The sequence below is a fragment of the Nostoc sp. genome (genome assembly GCF_035638895.1).
In the GTDB taxonomy this organism is placed as follows: domain Bacteria; phylum Cyanobacteriota; class Cyanobacteriia; order Cyanobacteriales; family Nostocaceae; genus Nostoc.
The window spans coordinates 12,507-32,259 of record NZ_DASQZC010000039.1 but is presented as its reverse complement, the minus strand read 5'-3'; the positions used below and the strand labels follow the sequence as shown (position 1 = coordinate 32,259).

Genomic DNA, 19,753 nt, shown 5'->3' with positions numbered 1-19,753 from the left:
TGATAATGGTGCTTGCATGTGCGGACAGATGTTATCAAGGGCAAACACTTCGCCTTTTTGGTTTTGCCAAATGACATAATCCTGTCCATTTAATGTGATTTTATTAGGTTTATTTATTCCCAATATAGATTTATGCGCGATTAACCAAGGCGCACCTGGTAAAATTGGTTCCATTTTTCCTCCAAAATATTGATAATTTTTTGAAAAATCGCTAGATGAGTTAGTAAAACGTCACGCAATATTAAAACTTGGTGTCGCCTGTCCTACATCAGTCTTTTGAATATAAATTTGGATAATTAAAGTCTTGTCTGCAATGGACGAACTAATACAACCGCGCATTTGCTCGGCTAATTTTGGCTAGTGCATTACTGAAGTATACAAATAACTAACTAAAAAATTAGTTAGTAAGCATTAATTTAATAAATTTCATCTTCTATGTCAACTACTAATCAATTTTTTAGTTAATATATTTTCGTTATGATGATGGAGCAACGTGGGTCGTTCAACGCAGTCAAAATTCTCAGGTAAAAAGCCGCGTCAGGTGCGCGATGCAGAAGCGACGAAAAAACAGATTCTCGATGCGGCGGAAGCAGAGTTTGCCAGAAATGGACTTCAAGGGGCGCGGACAGAAGCGATCGCTAGAGGTGCAGGTGTCACCAAAGCGATGATTTACTACTACTTCCAGAGCAAGGAAGGACTATATGAAGCTGTTCTGCAACGTCCGGCGGTGGAGATGCACGAAGGGTTTGAGCAGCTAAATTTGGATCAGTTCCCACCAGAGGAGGCGTTGAAGGTACTTGTCAAAGAAGCGATCGCTTATGAAGCTGCTCACCCGCACCGGGGAATGCTTTGGTTTCAAGAAGCAAACCAAAATCAGGGAAAGTATTTCAAACAGGGGAATTGGCAAGAGAATTTTAGCTATCTCATCAAGATTTTAGAGCGGGGGATGGCTGAAGGTTGTTTCCGTCAGATCGATCCATTCCTCACCACCCTGCATATTATTGGGGTTTGTAATTTATACTTCAACGCTTACGAAAACATCAAGCATACTAGACCCGATTTGCAACTGCTGAGTCCAGAAATGATTGAGCAGCATACTCAAGCAGCAGTTAATTTTATTTTGGCTGGTATGCGACGTACTGAAGATTAGAGATTAAATATCGGGAAACTGCATAGGCGTAGCCTGCCGTAGGCATCGCGTGCTAAAGGGTACATCCACAAATATCTGGCAATTTGTGACATATCTTCTCGTGTTAATCCTAAATTTACCAGTTGATTATCTTGCTATTTGGCACCCAGAATATTATTTAGGGACTTCCAACTAAAAAATATACCATCGCTATAGAGGCAGGGGGCAGGGAGCAGGAGAGGGTAAAGTCGTAGTGAACAGAAATTGAGATTATTTATTTTTTGGAGTTCTCTTAACATTGCTAAAGCTTGTTCAGTCGAGACATCTTTGAGCGATCGCTTCTCTCCCAGTACCGTTGGTTAAGACTGTCTTGGTTGAAGCAAGCAGGGGGAGAGAAGAATGACTGAACATATACCCTCTTGCCTCCCTTGCTTATCCGAACCGTATTGGCTTCTCAAGAAGAGGTTTAGCTGATGCTTCGAGTGATCGCGTTGTCGCAATTCGTACCAAATTCTGATTTCCAAACATCAAACTTCGAGTTCCAGACATCAAAATTTTAGTTTTCAAACAAAAGGACGAACTCATGGCAAATTCAGTTTTCAACTTATCTAACCTCAACGGCACGTCAGGCTTTGCCATCAACGGCATCAATCCAGATGACCGTTCAGGCGACTCTATTAGCAGTGCCGGAGACATCAACGGTGACGGTCTAGACGACCTGATTATTGGGGCACCCTTTGCTAAACCCAACGGCACCAATTCAGGGCAAACCTACGTGGTGTTTGGCAGCAAGGAAAGTTTTGATGCCCAATTCTACCTCTCCACCCTCAACGGCACGTCAGGCTTTGCCATCAACGGCATCAATCCAGATGACCGTTCAGGCAACTCTATTAGCAGTGCGGGAGACATCAACGGCGACGGCATTGACGACCTGATTATCGGGGCAGATGGTGCCTCCCCTAACGGCATCACCTCAGGGCAAACCTACGTGGTGTTTGGCAGCAAGGAAAATTTTGCTGCCCAATTCAACCTCTCCACCCTCAATGGCACTAATGGTTTCACTATCAACGGCATCAATCAATATGACTCATTAGGCAACTCTGTTAGCAGTGCCGGAGACATCAACGGTGACGGGATTGACGACCTGATTATTGGGGCACCTTCTGCCGACCCCAACGACATCATCTCAGGGCAAAGCTACGTGGTGTTTGGCAGTAAGGAAAGTTTTACTGCCCAATTTGACCTCTCCACCCTCAACGGCACAAATGGCTTTGCCATCAACGGCATTAATGAAGAGGACTCCTTAGGCAACTCTGTTAGCAGTGCCGGAGACATCAACGGCGACGGTATTGACGACCTGATCATTGGGGCACCCTTTGCCGACGGCAACGGCGACAATTCAGGGCAAAGCTACGTGGTGTTTGGCAGCAAGGAAAGTTTTGCTGCCCAATTCAACCTCTCCACCCTCAACGGCACTAGTGGTTTCACCATCAACGGCTTCAATAAAGGTGACGGCTTCTTCAGCAGTTTTGTCAGCAGTGCCGGAGATATCAACGGCGACAGCATTGATGACCTGATTATCGCAGCCCCCTTTGCCGACCCCAACGGCAACAATTCAGGGCAAAGCTACGTGGTGTTTGGCAGCAAGGAGGGTTTTGGTGCCCAACTCAACCTCTCCAACCTCAACGGCACAAATGGCTTTGCCATCAACGGTATCAATTCAGATGACCGTTCAGGCTACTCTCTTGGCAGTGCCGGAGATATCAACGGCGACGGTATTGATGACTTGATTATTGCAGCACCCTTTGCTGACCCCAACGACATTAGCTCAGGGCAAACCTATGTCGTGTTTGGCAACCGCGCCCCCGTTCTCGACCTCAACGGCAACTCAGAGGGTATTGATTTTAGTACTACCTTTAGCGGTACTCCCGTCTCCATCATCGATAGCAACTTTACTCTGGACGACAATGCAACTACCCTAGCTGGTGCCACCATCACCATTACCAATCTCTTGAATGGTGCAACCGAAAGTCTTAATGCCACTGCCATCGGCAACATCACCTCTACCTACAACCCCACCACAGGCACTCTCACTCTTAGTGGCACGGATACCATTGCCAATTACCGACAAGTCCTCAGCAGCGTTACCTACAACAGTACAGCTACCACTGTTAACACCACAATTGAATTTGTCGTCGATGACGGCCAAGATGTGAGTAACACCAGTGCAGTAGCAACCACCACTTTGGGTATTGTCCAGAAATTGATCACGGGCACGCCTGATGCAGATATCCTCATCGGCACATTCAACAACAATATCATCGAGGGCAAAGCTGGTAACGACAAGCTCACTGGTAATGGTGGTCGAGACACATTCATCTTCTCAAGAGGCGATGGGATCGACACCATAACCGACTTTGGTGGCGTAGATATTGTTTCAAATCCATCAACGACGGCAATTGCTGTTGATACTTTAAATCCATCAACGGCGGCAATTCCTGTTGATACTTTAAATCCATCAACGGCGGCAATTCCTGTTGATACCTTGGATTTTACTAGATTAGGATTGACTGCTAAAAATCTGCAATTAAATCAAAATGGCAACAATCTAGAACTCACTTTTGAAAATACAAGCAATACCCAAATCATCCTAGAAAACTTCCTGTTAGAAAAGCTGAATAATTTACCAGCATCTGATGTCAGCCCAGCTATTGGCAATATCCTCTTTGATAACCAGAGGGGCATCGTTGACAGTTTTGATGTCTTTGATGCCAACTCCATTCAAACTGAGCTATTTAACCCGAACACCGTTACATTCCTCAATGGTCTTAACAATAACATTACGGGTTTTAAAGACTCCGGCGATGTGATTAACGGTCAGGGAGGTGATGACATCATCAACGGCAATAGTGGCAATGATTTGCTACGGGGTGGAACTGGTAATGATACCCTCATCGGTGGTGCTGGCGATGATACTCTGGTTGGTGGTGCTGGCAATGACGTACTCACAGGTGGTGAGGGTGTTGACAGATTGCTTTACAATACCGATGCTCCTTTTAACAGTACTGATGTTGGTCTAGATAGCATTAGTGGGTTCTACAGTGGATTTTTTGCAGCCACTACACAAAGTGACAAAATTGTACTGGATAAGGCTACTTTTAATACAATTACTTCTGTTGCGGGAATAGGTTTTAGTAACGAGAGTGATTTTGAAATCACTTCTTCTGCGGGGACTAGCACGGCGACAATTGTCTACGATCCTGTGAGTGGGCAGTTGTTCTACAACGAAAATGGCAGCACGGCTGGTTTCGGCACGGGTGGTCTATTTGTAACTCTAACTGGTGCGCCAATTCTCAAAGCATCTGATTTTATTATCCAAGCGTAGTTCGCTTGAAACAACAAACTTTGAGTTCCAAACACCAAACGACTCTGACTTTTCACGGGATCTGGAAAACCTCTCTCTTTGCAGGAGAGAGGCTTTGAATTCTCCCCCTTGCTTACCCTACGGTGTACATACAAGTTAAAAAAAGATCGATGCAACAAAGGTGTAGGTCAAAAGACTTGTGTGTACACCGTAGCTTCCTTACCAGGGAAGGGGGTTGGGGGATTAGGTTTCGCGTTAGTTTTTCCAGATAAGGTGAAAAGTCAGAAACGAGATTAAAGCTAAGTACAGCATTTCATTAATTCGTAACGAATTAAATCTGACAATGGCAATGCATCCCCTTGCATTAAAAACGCTACAATAATTTTACGCAAAGCTGTACTAAGTTTCTTAATTACGAATTTCGCACAGCACTATTAGCCTTCAACTTAGGATAAGCAATCCGTTTGTGATGAAATTGCTGCCAAACATCTACAAATATCTGGGCAATTTTTGACATTTCTTCTCGTGTTAATCCTGAATCTACGAGTTGATTGTCTTGCCATTTGGCACGCAGAATATTATTAAGCATTGCTAAAGCTTGTTCAGTCGAAACATCTTTAAGCGATCGCTTTTCTCCCAGAGGTTTAGCCGATGCTTCAAGCGATCGCAGCGCCGCTTCGCAAGAATCTGCTAACATGACAATTCCTGTTTCTCGTGATTGGGGAATCGGCCCATCGTAGCGAAAATCTGCGTCGTCTACTGTTAAACTTGGATCTTCTTGAGCCATTTGCTGGGCTTGGTGATGGAAATATGCAATCAGCATCGTTCCCTGATGCTCTGGAATAAAAGCTTGAATCGCTGTCGGCAAAAGGTGTTTACGCGCCATCACTAACCCTTCGGTTACGTGCTTTTTAATAATTTCTGCACTCTTCCAAGGATCTTTAATCTCTGTATCATGTTTATTCGGCCCCCCCATTTGATTTTCAATAAAGCCAAGGGGGTCGTGCATTTTGCCAATATCGTGATATAGTGTGCCAGCCCTGACTAGTTCAAGATTGCATCCTAGTTCTTTGGCAGCAGCTTCAGCAAGCGTAGCCACAAGCAACGTATGCTGAAAAGTTCCAGGAGTTTCAGTAGCGAGTCGTTTTAATAAAGGGCGGTTAGGGTTCGCCAACTCCGCTAAACGGATTGGGGTAACTAAATCGAAAACTTTTTCTAGATAAGGACTCAAGCCTAAAGCTACAACACTCCAGCCTAAACCGGATAAAGCAAACAATCCGGCTTCTCGGAGGACGAGATACCAAGTTGAACCAAATGCTTGACCAATTAAAATTTTAACAACCAGATAAATGCTGCCCTGAGTTAAAGCGATCGCAACACCCAATAATGCCAATTCTTCACGCGATCGCAATCGTTGCGCTATATAACTACCTAATATTCCTCCCCCTACACCAGCTAAAAGCGCAGCCTTGCTTATATCCAAGCTAATAGCTAATATAGGCAACAGCAGTCCGACAACTGTTAACGCCAAAGTGGGGCCATAAAAGCTTCCCAACAATAAACCAAGGGCACTCCAGGTGGTATAAGGCAATCCTATAGTTATCAATCCTGGCACACTCAAAGTCAGCAATAACACCAATAAGCGATCGCGTTGTCGCAATTCGTAATCGACATGCCGTTCTACCCAGACAAAAATACCAATGGCGATCGCAATTACACCTGCTAACTTCACTAACTCGCGCCATTTTACCTCCCGGCGAACCAGGTGATAATGCTCCAGCACCTCAAAGTTCCATGCAGTAATCTGCGCTCCTTTTCTGACAATCACCTCACCATACCGTACCTTCACCATCACGGGTGACACCCCAGCAGCAGCCTTTTGAGCGTTTTCTCTGGTTTGTTCTTCATCTTTTTGCAGATTCGGCTTGAGTACAGCTAACAAAAGCTTCTTTGCCAAAGATTCGGCGGATTCTGGTACAAAGGATTGCAATTGTAAACTCACCGCATCCTGTAAGATATTTTTTGGCAGTCCTTGTGGGATACCTTGGGTGAGAATCCGCTCTGCACTCTGATGGATTCCCATTTGTGTTGTTTCCCACTCCCCATCTAACAAATTCAAAAGTAGGGATTCCTCATATACTGCTTCTGGGGTAACAGTCTCTAACTGTAAAAGTTTGGCAATGGCTTGGGTATATCTTTGGCGTGCTTGGGAAATTTGGGAAATCAATAAAGACAAGTTTTTCTCAGAAGTGACGCGGTAAGATTCTAGTTCTGCTACTGCTTGAGTAAAGTCAGTGTTTTGAGAAAAATCAATAGGCTTTGTTTTCTGTGGCGCTGGTGTTGTGCGCCGTTGGTGTTCCTGATTGGGTGCGGATGAGGCGGTAGTTTGTCTTGTTCCTTTCTTCTGCTGATTTTTACTATTTTCTACAGCTACTAGCAGTGCTTGCCATTCCGAATCAGGACAAGAGCGGAGGTAACGCTGGGTAGAGATGGACAAAACTAGAGGATCGAAAAAAGGAAAAGCTCCAGCAACGGCGCGAATTTCGTTGCCATCATCTAGAAGTCGTTGCAAATTTTCCTTGATTTGCTCGTTCATTCGCACATTAATCATCAACACCTGTAAGGATGTTTGACTAACGGCTTGGCGCTGTGATTCTGTTTTTTTCTGATCTTCGATGCTAGCTGTGTAAGGCGCTGTAATTGTTTGGGGCGCGGGATTTCCTACTTGAATTTGAGTCTGGTTGTATAATCTATGCCCAATAACACCAGTGAGGGAGATTAGAGCGATCGCTAAAATTACCAAGGAACGCTGTTCATGTACCCAATCTAAAGCAACTGCATAAATAGTACTCTTAGTTTTGACCGATTTTGTCTTTGACTGAAACGCTCTTTCTTGTTTTCGGCGCTCGCTTTTATCGTTGGTTTTTGATAAAAATAAAATTATATTCTTAAGCACAGTCCTTAAAAGTTCCCTTCTATGGGTTTTGCTTTTGGGACTTCTCATTAACTTTCCCTTACGGCGTAGTCCTTTGTACTGTCGCCGCCAGTTAGTCAATTGCTGAGTTAAGAATTGCAAAAATTGCTTTATTTTCATTATTTCTGCCTGCAATTGCTGACTTTGATGGTTCAAAATAAGACAATCATCAGGGAAGTTTGATTAGCTGCGATCGCAATTCCAGTGACAGAGCCTAATTAAAGCTGATTTGCCACAATAGCTACCTACATCAGTCCAAAGTTTTTCTGAAAAATTCTAGTATATAAGTTTTTTAGTTTTTAACTAGATTGGTAGTCTTCAGTGTTTAGTACCTGCACTGTTATTCGGTAAAAATAGGATTAACGCGACCGAATAACGCGAGGAGCTGCGTAAACTGAAAGCAAAGCCACCTCATATCCCTCCTCAGTTAACTCCCTTGGATTTAAGGTAAGATCATACACTCCCGACCACACCGCCACAAATGCATCCGTCAATTTTAACATTTGGGAAAAGCTAGTTAATCCCCATGTTGGAGAATTCTTCTGCAAGAGCAATTGCCAATTTATGGGAATTGTGCCTATACCGTTATATGCTCCTGACAAAGCACCAGTAATTGCACCTGTAGCCTGTAAGTTTAGAGGCGTAGTATGTTGCATGAAATTGCCATTGCGAGTAGCCTGCAAAACTGATAGCCGAAAGTCTTCCAAGGTACTCAAAAAGCAGTAGAATGCCATAGCAATAGTGTTACTGAGTTGTTCTTCTTTAGCAAACTCAGCTTGCACCCTTGACAATCCCGCCCCTTGCTGTAATAAATTCTGAACTGTTAATAATTTTTTTGGTATTGATGTCGGCGTTTGTCCGAGAAAAGAAATTGTTTGTGGGATGAGGGTTCGGGGGTTAAGTTTTTCAGTTAAGGCAAGAGCGATGGCATATCCTACTGCTAGCGTCCCATCCCTTATTATTGGGTCATCCTCCCAGATTTTGAGGACATGCAGCAAGTTTTCCCGGAGCTTAATCGGATTTTCGTGAAAAAAAAGTGCTACTGGTAGTGTCGCAAGAATTATTTTGATCGATATGTCATCAGTTACTGCTAAATGAAGAGATTCTTGTTGCTGACGCGCTATCCAATCATCTAAATCTAATCTACCCAACGCAATCAAACTTTCAGTACCTAGAACCGCCATTCTGCCCAAATCCAGGTAACTCTGAGACTGTATATCACCAGTACCTAAACTTTCCCCCAGGAATGCTCCGAGTAAAGTACCTCTAAACCGACTTATAGGAGAGTAACGCATAAACTATGTAGTTAAAAGTGAGGAGTAAGGAGTGAGGAGTTAATGAAATACTGCTAATTCCTAACTTTACTACCAACTACCAATTCCTAACTTCTAACTTTTAACTCTTAACTCTCAAATGATTTACCAAAGCTTGTAAGCCCAACAAGTAACTTTGTTCGCCAAAACCACTTATTTGCCCGATTGCTACTGGGGCGATGTACGAATGATGCCGAAAATCTTCCCGACGGTAAATATTACTTAGATGTACTTCGACTGTGGGCAAGTTAACAGCCGCGATCGCATCTCGCAATGCCACACTTGTATGGGTATATGCCCCTGCATTAATCAAAATCCCCTGATGTTGTCCTAATGCGGCATGAATAGTATCTACCAAAATTCCTTCATGATTTGACTGCATAGAAAAAACTTTCGCCTGTAACTTGAATCCCTCTTCATCTAACAGGCGGTTAATTTCAGCTAAAGTCAACGCACCATAAATTCCTGGTTCTCGCTGTCCTAGCAAATTTAAGTTTGGCCCATGCAGTGCCAGAATGCTTAAGGGTTGCAACGTAGAGTTGAGCACTTTGAGATTAGTGGCGACGACGCGAGCGATCGTTTACAGGAATCGGAATCAGTTCCGGTTCCGGTTCTGCCTCTGGCCCAAACAGGCTTTCAATTAGCCTCCGTGCTAATTCCTTAACCTTTTCCAGCACCTTTTCTATATAATCCATGAACTGACGGCTCCTGAGATACTACCTCAATTTTTGATTAACAGGTACGCAGAAATTGGCATTTTTTCGCACCTCTGGCTTCCAACCGGGCTGATAAACAATCCCGTGTTTGGGACATAAGCCACTTCTAAAATTTGGCGTTGTGTTTTCCCTTACTTTTTAGAGTATCACACTTGCACCTACTGAACTGCATCCTATCAAGGATGGATATCAAGGGTCAAGAGTTAGGGATCGGACTTTGGACTCTTGAGTGCCAATTTTAGATTTTAGATTGCCGATAGCGTAGCGTAAAGCCTTCTCTACGAGAGGCTCCGCCAACGGCATGGCTTCTCTACGAGAGGCTACGCGTAGCTTGCTTCTCCGTAGGAGTAAGCTTAGAGCGACGTAGGAGCGTCTTTTAGATTTTTAGATTTTTCGTTCATGCCGAACTAACGTCCAGCTACGCTAACACCTCTTGTGGTCAAAGAAATCCAAAATCCAAAATCCAAAATTGTTTGACTTGCAATTAACCTTCAGCGCCCTTTTTTTTCGTAGAGGTTGTTGACTTAGCAGTTGACTTAGATTTGGTACTCGTTGATTTAGTCGTTTTGCGAGTCGATTTCGCTGTTGATGCTTTAGCTGACAACAAGTTCAGCGCCTCAGCCAGGGTTATATTTTCTACCGTTTGACCCTCTGGGATACTCACATTAGTTTTGCCATGCTTGATGTAAGGGCCGTATGGGCCATCGTAGATGTTAATTGTTTCTCCATCATCTGGATGTGTACCCAATTCGCGTAAAGCTGCTTTGGACTTGCTGTTTGTAGAACTGCGTCCTTTTTTGGGTTCAGACAATAACTCTAATGCACGTTCTAAGCTAATTGTCAATACATTATCAGCAGCTTTTAGAGAACGGTAGTCTTTCCCCTCCTTACCCTGGTCATGTACCACATAAGGGCCAAAGCGCCCCAAACTTGCTTGGATTTTGCTGCCAGTGACTGGATGAACTCCCAATGTCCGGGGTAGTGCCAACAGACCAACAGCCATTTCCAGGGTAACGGTTTCTGGGGTAACACCTTTGAGTAGAGAGGCTTGCTTGGGTTTGGGGTTTTCGTCGGTTTTGTCACCCAATTGGACATAAGGCCCATAAGCACCAATTTTCACATAAATCGGTTCGCCAGTTTCGGGATGCCGACCTACCTGGTCAGGTCCTGTGATTTTTTGTCGCAGCAATACTTCTACCTGTTTGGGGTCGAGGTCGGCTGGTGTCAGGTCTTTGGGAATTGAGGCGGTGATAACTCCCTCACCATTTTCGACTTCAATGTAGGGGCCATATTTCCCAATGCGGACTTTCGCATCTAGATTCTCTAGTTCTACAGTCCTAGCTTTGGTGGCATCAATTTGACTTTCCCGTTCTCTTACCAGGGTTTCCAGCCCTTTCTCTCCCAGGTAGAATTGCTGTAAGTAGGGTAGCCATTTCGCTTCACCTGTGGCAATGTCATCCAGGGTTTGCTCCATCTTCGAGGTAAAACTGGGATCAACAACGTCCGGGAAATGTTTTTCCAGTAAGTCGGTGACGGCGAAAGCGGTGAAGGTAGGAATAAGAGCGTTACTCACCAAATGGGCATAACCTTTGTCAATGATTGTGCCAATGATGCTGGCGTAGGTACTGGGACGACCGATACCTTCGCTTTCTAAGGTTTTCACTAAAGTTGCTTCGGTGTATCTAGCTGGCGGTTGGGTTTCATGCCCAACTGCTTGTAGCTCGGTACAATCGGGATGATCTCCTACTTTCAGATTCGGCAAAATCACTTCCTGGTCTTCCAGTGCTGCTTCTGGGTCGTCTGAACCTTCGACGTAGGCACGTAAGTATCCTGGAAATTCAATCCGTTTGCCAGAAGAACGGAATCCAGCATCCTCAACTTGCAATTGCACGGTAATTTGAGTTTGGCGGGAATCAGCCATTTGACAGGCAACAGTCCGCTTCCAAATCAAATCGTAGATAGCAAGTTCTCGACCGCCCAAAGGAGTTTCTTGGGGCGTGCGGAAGGTGCTACCTGCTGGACGAATTGCTTCGTGTGCTTCTTGTGCGCCTTTGGATTTGGTCGTGTATTGCCGGGGTTGGGGACTAAGGTATTGTTGACCGTAAAGCTTTTCTACAGAACTCCGAGCAGCTGCGATCGCTTGATCTGACAAATGCACCGAATCTGTTCGCATATAGGTAATATACCCTTGTTCGTACAAATTCTGGGCAACCCGCATCGTGTCACGGGCTGAGAGGCGCAATTTACGGTTGGATTCTTGTTGCAGTGTCGAGGTAGTAAACGGTGGCGACGGTTTGCGCGTCACTGGGCGTTCCTCCATCTCGGTAACACTCCAGGTTTTCCCTGTTAAGCGTTCCTTGAGGGCTACCGCTTGGTCTTCGTTTAGCAACAAGACATTGCGACCTGTGGTAATTTGTCCGGTCGTTGCGTCAAAATCACTGCCGTTAGCGATTTTGGTTCCTGCCAATGTTATTAACTGGGCAGCAAAGGGGGTTTTTTCCTTTGACAAACTGGCTTTCAAATCCCAGTATGTACCCTCATGGAAAGCGCGGCGTTGGCGTTCCCTAGTGACTAAAAGTCGCACTGCTACAGATTGCACTCGCCCAGCAGATAATCCCCAGGCGATTTTTTTCCATAGCAGTGGAGACAGGGTATAACCTACGAGTCGATCTAAAATCCGCCGCGTTTCTTGAGCGCGAACCAACTGCTCATCGATATTGCGGCAGTTCTTCAGAGCTTTTTTGATCGCCTCTTGGGTAATTTCGTGAAACACCATCCGCTTAGTCGGAACTTTCGGCTTCAGCAATTGGTATAAATGCCAACTAATGCTTTCACCTTCCCGGTCTTCGTCTGTTGCCAGAATCAGTTCATCTACATCTTTAAGGGCTTCTTTAAGCTGGGTGACAATTTTCTTTTTGTCTTTCGGGACAACATATACCGGTTCAAAGTCGGCGTCCACATTTACCCCTAGCTGCGCCCATGATTCCCCTTTGACGGCAGCAGGAATTTCACTAGCCGACTGGGGGAGGTCACGCACATGACCCATAGACGCCTCCACCCGATAGCCTGCTGGCAGGTAGTTGCGAATGGTACGAGCTTTGGTTGGAGATTCGACAATGACGAGAGTTGACATGGAAATTTCAATAAAAAGAAGAGCTACTAAGCTAAACAGTCAAATTGAGGTAATTTTTGCAAATTGTCAAGATAAAAGGTCACGCTTAGGGCAGTGATTTAATCCTCACACAAACTGCCTGCTTGGGATAAAATCTGCTGAACTTATGGCCCAGTCTGTCCCAGAGGGTAGAGGAGGAGAACGCTGGGTGTGAATTTCCAGCTATTTCAATCTTTAACTTATCTAACGCATAATTGGCGACTACAGTTTTCAAAATATCATTGGGGAATGGGGAGTAGGGAGTGGGGAGTGGGGAGTGGGGGATGAGGGAGCAGGGGGAGCAAGGGAAGAATAACTATTGAATTGATCTATGCCCAATGCCCAATTTCTAAGAGCTTGTGCCAAGATTAAACCAAATTTGAAAGCAAAAGCGAAGTGGGGTTTAACCGATGTTAGGAAAGCAAAACCATGAAACCGATTCGCCAATGTGATGTAATTTTACTGCCTGTGCAGCAAATTGAAGGACAAAAAATACCTCACTTAACTTTGGCAGAAGGCGAAGTTACAGGGCATAAGCATCGCATTACTGAGGGAGACACAGAATTATACGATAAAGATAGCACACTCTATTTGCGTGTCTTTTCAGAGTCGGCATTGCTTGTCCATGAGGAGCATAAAGCTATTTCTATTCCCCAAGGTGACTGGATGGTGAAAATTCAACGGGAATACGAGCCTGAAGGTTGGCGATATGTCGCTGATTGAAAAGTTAACGCCTGAGCAAGAGGCTTTGATTCCAGTTTATCGGGAAAAGTGGAGAGCGATCGCGCTTTCAACTGAGCGAATTGATAGAGAGAAAGCGGCGGAAGCGGTAAAAGCTGGGTATATAGCAATTTGTAAACAAGACCCTGAAATTATTTTTTGTGATAGTCCGTATGCTGGTCTAAAAATTGTTATTCAAAGGCAACTAAAGCAACGATTGAATACTGAATTATACAAGCAATTATTGTACGAATTTAGCAATGAACTAAGCAAACAACTAGCATACCAACTAAACAGCCAAGTTATAAGCCAAATGCTTACTGTCGTATTAAAAATGACTTGTCCCAGTACAGGATTCATTCATGCCTTGCGAGTTCCACCGAATATGAACTCAGTGCGTGAAGCAATTCGCTGGGTAAGTTGGGGAATTGATCCAGAAGAATTTGCTGTGCAAACATAATTGCTTAAAAGACTTTCCCCATTTAAAACCTAATACGATTCAGTTAGTATCAAAAACCATAAACTGCTCCCGGTTGGATTGTAGCAACCGCGTAGGGGCAGGGCTATTTCATTCTCATCTAGCCCGCCTCAGAATGAATTCTGAGTCTAATAGCGAAAGTCATCTAAAGATGACTGAGAAAATGTTCTAGTCTGTTTTAACGGACTTTAGCTAAAAGCCAGTGAACTTTAGTTCTGGGCGGTTTATGTATAAAATAAAATAGCCCTACCGTAGTGGTACGAAGTGAAACCTTTACACAAAAGAAAAGACGCAAAAGTTAACTTTTGCGTCTTCTTTAGAGATTTTGAAAATTAGAAACTGAATGTGGTTCTCAGTGCGCCAATCACAACATCATCGTTGTCATTGTTATGATCTGGCGATGTTAACCAAATGACTCCTGGGGTAATGGTGATATTGTCAGTCAACTTATATTGGTAGAACGCCTCAAGATGATAGGATGTATCCTGATCTCTATCCAATCCTGCGATGTTAGAACTTGTTACTTTTGGCTCTACACCAGCGATGATACCTGCTAAGTTACCTTCTTTACCAAGGTCGGGGAAGCCCAGAGTGACGGCATAATTCCAAATGTCAACTTCTCCACGATCGCCATTTAATGTACGGCTGTTAGTGTATCCAGCCCAACCACCTAATACTATGTTATTAGTAATACCGATGGATGCTTGGACACCGTAAGAATTACTGGAAAATCGAGAATCTAACGTACCATCGCCATCTAAATCCAAGGGTGCGAGATTTGCTGCATTACTACCCGTGAGTAGTGGTTGGTTGTAGGAATTGATGTAAGTTAAACCAATAGTAATGCGATCGCTTGGTTTAACTGTCAATTGTGCCAGCGCACCATAAGAACCATTGAACAAACCATTATTAGGTGTAGGATCATTAGCTGTACCACTTAAATACCCTAAACTTAGTGCCAATTTGTCACCGAACTCGTGGGTTACTCCCAACCCCGCGCCGCCTATCTGATAATAAATTGGGTTGCGTGTACCAAAGGTAGATAAAGCACCAAAAGCACCATCACCGTCAAAGATATTAACAGTAGTGGTAAGGTCATCTGCTGCACCTGCGTTGGCAATAGCCACAACCTCTGTTTTTTCGCCCAAGGGAAATCTGTAGAACAGTGCATCTATAGCAGCATTGGTGGTACCGTCACCAGCAAAGAATAAATTGCCCTCTGGTGTACCAATGTTAGGGCTGAGAATATTATTAGCCTGGATTCTAGTGAACAGTGTATCTCGCCCTGTGAAGCTGGTCACAAGTTCTATCCGCGCTCGTACCCCTAAAGTTGTATTTTCATCTGTAATTTCCGCACCGTTGACTGTATTTCCTGACAAAACATCGCTAACGACTGCGATAACTTGTCCTTGCAGTTTGGTTGTGGTTGAGAACTGATTCGCCTCCAATTCAGCAGTTTTAGCTTCTACTGCATCCACACGACCTCGGAGTGTCGTCAGTTCGGCTGAAAAATCTTCTTGCAGCTTTTGTAATGTAGCTAAATCTTGTTTGTTAACTAAATCGCCGGTGGCTGTAGCAATAAGTTCGTTAACCCGATCAAGACAAGCATTCAAACCAGCAGCAAATTCATATCGCGTTAATGCCCGATTACCGCGATAAGTGCTATTTGGGTATCCTGCAATACAACCATAGCGCTCAACCAAAGACTGCAATGCTTGGAATGCCCAGTCTGTGGGTTGTACATCAGAAAATTGAGACACAGAGGTAACTTGCGCCATTGGTTGATCTGGCGCTATATTTTCAGCTTTTGTGTCTGGATTAGCTAAAACTTGCGGTTGATTGATTTCAGACTTACCCGATGTTTCACCTGCAAATGTAGCAGTATTAAAAAATAGCATGACACCGCAGACTGCTGGACTAACTAGCAGATATTTCCAGAATTTTTGCATTTTTCTCCTCACACTAATATCCAATTCACACCCAAACCACGTTTTTTTTAAGGTGTATTTTATGAAAATATTTGTCAGCAATCTTATCAGAAGCAAGCAAACTTTTTAATAAAAAAAGTCAAAAAATCCTAATTATTCACGGAAAACTAAATTCCAGAGGGCTGTACCGACTGAAAAAATTTTGTTGTTACTGATTAGACAGGAACTCCAAAATGATATTATGTACTTAAAATGAGAATGAGAATTATTATAATATAAAATTTAGAATACGTCTTATTGTCAATAGGAATTGTGGCAGAGGCAGAGTCAGCATCTGTTTTGAGGAGAAAATACCGTGATTGTGAATTGGAGAGAAATTAGAATAAGCAGGCAAAGAAGCCGCATCTTGCCGATAATTGCTTTGTTGATGTTGTCAATAACTGCTGGCTGTAGTCAATCGAATCCGAATCAGGGAACAACTTCCGAACAGCCGCCGCAAGCACAGGAAGCTGCTTCTACCCCATCGGTGCAGTCGGCAAAAACTAAAGTAGTGACAACATTTTTACCGATATATTTGTTTACTAAGGCAGTAGCCGGAAATGTGGCAGATGTAGAAATTCTAGTGCCACCTGGTACGGAGGTGCATGAATACCAAGCGACACCACAAAATGTCAAAGCGATCGCAACTGCGAATGTGTTAGTAAAAAATGGTTTAGGTTTGGAGGGATTTCTGGAAAGTACTGTCAAAAATGCCCAAAATAGCAAATTAGCTGAAATTGATGCAAGTATTGGTATTAAACCCTTAAATGAAATTTCACCCGTTGTAAAAACGGCCCAAGAGGAAGAAGACCACGACCATGAACACGCCCAAGGTAATCCTCACGTTTGGTTAGATCCAGTTTTGGCAAAACAGCAGGTAACTAATATTCGGGATGGATTAATTGCTGCTGACCCAGCAAATAAAGCTACTTATGAGGCGAATGCTGCGGCTTATGTTAAAGAATTAGAAAGTTTAAACAGCGAATTTCAACAGACTTTGCAGAAAACTCCTAGTTGCACCTTTATTACCTTTCATGATGCGTTTCCATATTTAGCTCAACGCTATAACCTCAAGCAAGTTGCTGTGGTACAAATTCCCGAAGATCAACTTTCACCAACTGATGTGCAAAATGCAGTCAATACGGTGAAAAAGTACAAAGTTAAAGCTTTATTTAGCGAACCAGGAGTAGATAACAAACTTCTATCCAGCCTTTCTAAAGATTTAAAATTAACTTTGCGTTCTCTGGATTCTCTAGAAACTGGCGAAACAGATCCACAGCATTATTTCAAGGCTATGAAAGCTAACTTGGAAATTCTGCAAACTGCATGTAAATAGGTTTGTCATTTGTCAGTTGTCCTACCCTGCGGGTACTCCGTTGGAGAACTCGAAGAGTAACCGCTAGCGCGTCTATGTCCTTTGCAAATGACTAATAACCAATGACCAATGACCAATGACTAATGACCAATGACTAATGACCAATGACCAATGACCAATAACATTGCTATTTTAAAAGTAGAAGGATTAACTGTCTATCAAGGCAGCTATCTAGCTGTTCGAGATGTTTCTTTTGAATTATTGCCAGGAACAGATACAGCTATCGTCGGCCCCAATGGTGCTGGTAAAAGTACTTTGGTAAAAGCGGTTTTAGATTTGATACCTCGCAGTTCTGGTACGATTCAAATTTTAGGTCGTCCAATTGCAAGGCTAGGGCGTTTACGTCACTTGTTGGGCTATATGCCCCAAAACTTCATTTTTGACCGCAGCTTTCCCATTTCTGTTAGCGAATTAGTAGGACTTGGCTGGGACAAGGAAGCGAAAAAAGGAGATTTATTTTTCTCCAGGCTGTGGAGACAAGACCGAGAAAAATCGGCAGCTGTAGGAGAAGCTTTACGGCGAACCGATGCTTATCATTTACAGCATCAAGCTATTGGTACTCTTAGCGGTGGTCAACTCAAGCGGGTTTTATTGGCTTATTGTTTGGTAATGCCTCGCAAACTGTTGGTACTAGATGAAGCCTTTGCTGGTGTTGATGTGCAAGGTTCAGCAGATTTTTACGCTTTGCTAAATGAATTAAAGCGTCAGGAGGGTTGGACGGTATTGCAAGTTTCTCATGATATTGATATGGTAAATCGCCATTGCGATCGCGTGCTTTGTCTGAACCAAAGCATTGTTTGTACTGGTAAGCCAGAAATTGCCCTTTCACCGCAAAACTTGTTAGCAACCTACGGCCCAGGTTTTAGCCGTTACCAGCACCAACATTAAAATAATTCGTAATTCGTAATTCGTAATTAAAGAATGAAAAATGCCAGTAATTATAGGTTTCTGCAATGATTGTCAAATAGCAAGGCTAGCGATCGCCAATACTAATGACTTGGTAGAATTGTTAACATTCCCCTTTATGCAGCGTGCGATCGTAGGTGCTGTGTTAATGGGAATACTTGGCGGGATGTTGGGTAGTTTTGTCACCTTGCGCCAGTTGTCCTTTTTCAGCCACGCGGTTGGTCATGCAGCATTAGTAGGTGTGGCGTTAGGGGTGCTGCTACAAATAAATCCGACTTGGATGCTGTTACCTTTCACGTTGGTTTTTGGGGTTATTGTCCTCTACTTCATTGACAAAACGGACTTAGGTAGCGATAGCGTTCTTAGCATAGTGCTATCTGGAGCATTAGCGATCGGTGTGATTCTCACTAGCTTAATTAAAGGATATCGTGGCAACTTGATGGCTGTGCTATTCGGCGATATTCTAGCGATCGATACTACAGATTTGATTTTGACGCTGCTAGTACTTGTGGGAGGCAGCATATTTTTATTATCAACTCTGCAGCAGCAAATATTATTGACTCTCAACCCAGATGTAGCGCAAGTTCAAGGTATTCCGGTGCAATTGTATCGCTACGTGTTTGTAGTGTTACTTTCACTCGCCGTTGCTGTAGCGATTAAAGCTGTCGGCGTTTTACTGGTGAATGCCTTTTTGGTGATTCCCGCCTCTACCGCCAAACTGATGAGTCACCACTTTAGCCGCTTTCTAATCATGTCGGTGATAGTTGGTTCTATCAGCAGCATTGCTGGCATCATTGTGTCAGGTATTTTCAACTTTGCTTCTGGTCCAAGTATTGTTCTTGTTCAATTTCTGCTATTTGTAGCCGTTTTCATCTGGTTTAAGTTGAGGTTAACAGCTGCATAAATCTTTTTTCTCCAACCCCTTGCTATATTCTTAAAGGTTTGCTACATTTATTAATCGTGGCTCACAAAAGCCCCAGCCGGGATAGCTCAGTTGGTAGAGCAGAGGACTGAAAATCCTCGTGTCACCGGTTCAAGTCCGGTTCCTGGCATACCTCACAGACAAAACAACGCCTGACATACGACATACACTGACATATTACTGACATAGAGTGCAAAAACACCGTTGGTAGCATTAATAGCGTTAACATGTGTTATTCGTACCGTTGACAGCAAGACACAAAAAAGGGTAAGGACTTTTAAAATCCCTACCCGATAAAAACAGCACACAAGTAACAATAAAAACAGTGATAAGCGAGAGAGAGAAGCGATAACACCACGAGAGGTATCTGTGAGGTGTGTGTGTGTCTGTTAGAGACAGTGATACCAGTTGTAGTGCTATACGGGTCATTCCCCCGCCCACACATGCCCCTAGCTTAAACCAATTCTCACATTACGGAAGGCACACCACAATTACGTCGTATAGCAGCAATCGCGCTATCGGCTCACACACGGCAATCGGTCATTCACCGAACCCTGGAAACCTATAGGTATCGGAGTAGGGCATACGTTCAGCGTGAGTTAATCGGCACGGTCATTTAAGCGGCGTTTTTAACGTGTGAGTTAGTACCATCGACGGTAGCGATCGCGGGAACCAAGTACGCACATAGTTGTCCTATTCCACTGTTTTAGCGGTTGAATAACAAGACCCTTGCAGGCA

General features: G+C 43.8%; 14 protein-coding genes and 1 tRNA gene. 8 read left to right on the top strand and 7 right to left on the bottom strand.

Annotation, left to right across the window (positions count from 1 at the left end; genetic code table 11):
• A partial coding sequence (locus VE944_RS01740; RefSeq protein ID WP_324971318.1) for a Rieske (2Fe-2S) protein occupies window positions 1-174 on the bottom strand: 174 nt, incomplete at its 3' end.
• A gap of 319 nt (window positions 175-493) precedes the next feature.
• Here VE944_RS01740 and VE944_RS01735 point away from each other — a divergent pair.
• The gene (locus VE944_RS01735) at window positions 494-1,150 is read left to right on the top strand and encodes a TetR/AcrR family transcriptional regulator (RefSeq protein WP_324971312.1); all 657 of its coding nucleotides are present in this window, start codon (window positions 494-496) and stop codon (window positions 1,148-1,150) included.
• Window positions 1,151-1,712: 562 nt separating this feature from the next.
• Entirely contained in the window at window positions 1,713-4,514 is a 2,802-nt protein-coding gene (locus VE944_RS01730; RefSeq protein ID WP_324971310.1) for a beta strand repeat-containing protein, read from the top strand.
• Window positions 4,515-4,905: 391 nt separating this feature from the next.
• Here the strand turns inward: VE944_RS01730 and VE944_RS01725 are convergent, their stop codons facing one another.
• The 5 genes from VE944_RS01725 to topA form a co-directional block, all read right to left on the bottom strand.
• Window positions 4,906-7,587 (bottom strand): HD family phosphohydrolase, encoded by a 2,682-nt coding sequence (locus tag VE944_RS01725; protein WP_324971308.1) that lies wholly within the window; start codon window positions 7,585-7,587, stop codon window positions 4,906-4,908.
• A 239-nt stretch (window positions 7,588-7,826) separates the two neighbouring features.
• On the bottom strand, window positions 7,827-8,762 hold the full coding sequence (locus VE944_RS01720; protein ID WP_324971306.1) for an ADP-ribosylglycohydrolase family protein: 936 nt from the start codon (window positions 8,760-8,762) through the stop codon (window positions 7,827-7,829).
• A 100-nt stretch (window positions 8,763-8,862) separates the two neighbouring features.
• Entirely contained in the window at window positions 8,863-9,312 is a 450-nt protein-coding gene (aroQ, locus tag VE944_RS01715) for a type II 3-dehydroquinate dehydratase (protein ID WP_324971316.1), read from the bottom strand.
• Between the two features lie 22 nt (window positions 9,313-9,334).
• The gene (locus VE944_RS01710; RefSeq protein ID WP_229465963.1) at window positions 9,335-9,475 is read right to left on the bottom strand and encodes a hypothetical protein; all 141 of its coding nucleotides are present in this window, start codon (window positions 9,473-9,475) and stop codon (window positions 9,335-9,337) included.
• Window positions 9,476-9,980: 505 nt separating this feature from the next.
• The gene (gene topA, locus VE944_RS01705; protein WP_324971302.1) at window positions 9,981-12,629 is read right to left on the bottom strand and encodes a type I DNA topoisomerase; all 2,649 of its coding nucleotides are present in this window, start codon (window positions 12,627-12,629) and stop codon (window positions 9,981-9,983) included.
• Window positions 12,630-13,076: 447 nt separating this feature from the next.
• Here topA and VE944_RS01700 point away from each other — a divergent pair, with 447 nt between their 5' ends.
• Together VE944_RS01700 and VE944_RS01695 are read left to right on the top strand one after the other, a co-directional pair.
• On the top strand, window positions 13,077-13,370 hold the full coding sequence (locus tag VE944_RS01700; RefSeq protein ID WP_324971300.1) for a hypothetical protein: 294 nt from the start codon (window positions 13,077-13,079) through the stop codon (window positions 13,368-13,370).
• Window positions 13,357-13,827, top strand: a complete 471-nt coding sequence (locus VE944_RS01695; RefSeq protein ID WP_324971298.1) for a hypothetical protein — start codon at window positions 13,357-13,359, stop codon at window positions 13,825-13,827. The genes VE944_RS01700 and VE944_RS01695 overlap by 14 nt, the downstream gene beginning before the upstream one ends.
• Window positions 13,828-14,177: 350 nt before the next feature.
• On the opposite strand, the gene VE944_RS01690 is transcribed toward VE944_RS01695, so the two are convergent.
• Window positions 14,178-15,794, bottom strand: a complete 1,617-nt coding sequence (locus VE944_RS01690) for an iron uptake porin (RefSeq protein WP_324971296.1) — start codon at window positions 15,792-15,794, stop codon at window positions 14,178-14,180.
• 406 nt (window positions 15,795-16,200) lie between these two features.
• On the opposite strand from VE944_RS01690, the gene VE944_RS01685 reads away from it, so the two are divergent.
• The 4 genes from VE944_RS01685 (at window position 16,201) to VE944_RS01670 (ending at window position 19,145) form a co-directional block, all read left to right on the top strand.
• Window positions 16,201-17,148, top strand: a complete 948-nt coding sequence (locus VE944_RS01685) for a metal ABC transporter substrate-binding protein (RefSeq protein WP_414690088.1) — start codon at window positions 16,201-16,203, stop codon at window positions 17,146-17,148.
• Between the two features lie 150 nt (window positions 17,149-17,298).
• Window positions 17,299-18,075: a metal ABC transporter ATP-binding protein gene (locus VE944_RS01680; protein ID WP_324971294.1), complete on the top strand. Its 777-nt coding sequence runs from the start codon at window positions 17,299-17,301 to the stop codon at window positions 18,073-18,075.
• A gap of 40 nt (window positions 18,076-18,115) precedes the next feature.
• Entirely contained in the window at window positions 18,116-18,997 is an 882-nt protein-coding gene (locus VE944_RS01675) for a metal ABC transporter permease (RefSeq protein WP_324971292.1), read from the top strand.
• A gap of 75 nt (window positions 18,998-19,072) precedes the next feature.
• Window positions 19,073-19,145 (top strand) — tRNA-Phe (locus tag VE944_RS01670).
• The last annotated feature ends 608 nt before the right edge of the window (window positions 19,146-19,753 follow it).

Coding starts and splice junctions, on each gene's coding strand:
- VE944_RS01730 (WP_324971310.1), top strand. CDS start 1,713: ATGGCAAATTCAGTTTTCAACTTATCTAACCTCAACGGCACGTCAGGC.
- VE944_RS01725 (WP_324971308.1), bottom strand. CDS start 7,587: ATGAAAATAAAGCAATTTTTGCAATTCTTAACTCAGCAATTGACTAAC.
- VE944_RS01720 (WP_324971306.1), bottom strand. CDS start 8,762: ATGCGTTACTCTCCTATAAGTCGGTTTAGAGGTACTTTACTCGGAGCA.
- VE944_RS01710 (WP_229465963.1), bottom strand. CDS start 9,475: ATGGATTATATAGAAAAGGTGCTGGAAAAGGTTAAGGAATTAGCACGG.
- topA (WP_324971302.1), bottom strand. CDS start 12,629: ATGTCAACTCTCGTCATTGTCGAATCTCCAACCAAAGCTCGTACCATT.
- VE944_RS01700 (WP_324971300.1), top strand. CDS start 13,077: ATGAAACCGATTCGCCAATGTGATGTAATTTTACTGCCTGTGCAGCAA.
- VE944_RS01695 (WP_324971298.1), top strand. CDS start 13,357: ATGTCGCTGATTGAAAAGTTAACGCCTGAGCAAGAGGCTTTGATTCCA.
- VE944_RS01690 (WP_324971296.1), bottom strand. CDS start 15,794: ATGCAAAAATTCTGGAAATATCTGCTAGTTAGTCCAGCAGTCTGCGGT.
- VE944_RS01685 (WP_414690088.1), top strand. CDS start 16,201: ATGTTGTCAATAACTGCTGGCTGTAGTCAATCGAATCCGAATCAGGGA.
- VE944_RS01680 (WP_324971294.1), top strand. CDS start 17,299: ATGACCAATAACATTGCTATTTTAAAAGTAGAAGGATTAACTGTCTAT.
- VE944_RS01675 (WP_324971292.1), top strand. CDS start 18,116: ATGCCAGTAATTATAGGTTTCTGCAATGATTGTCAAATAGCAAGGCTA.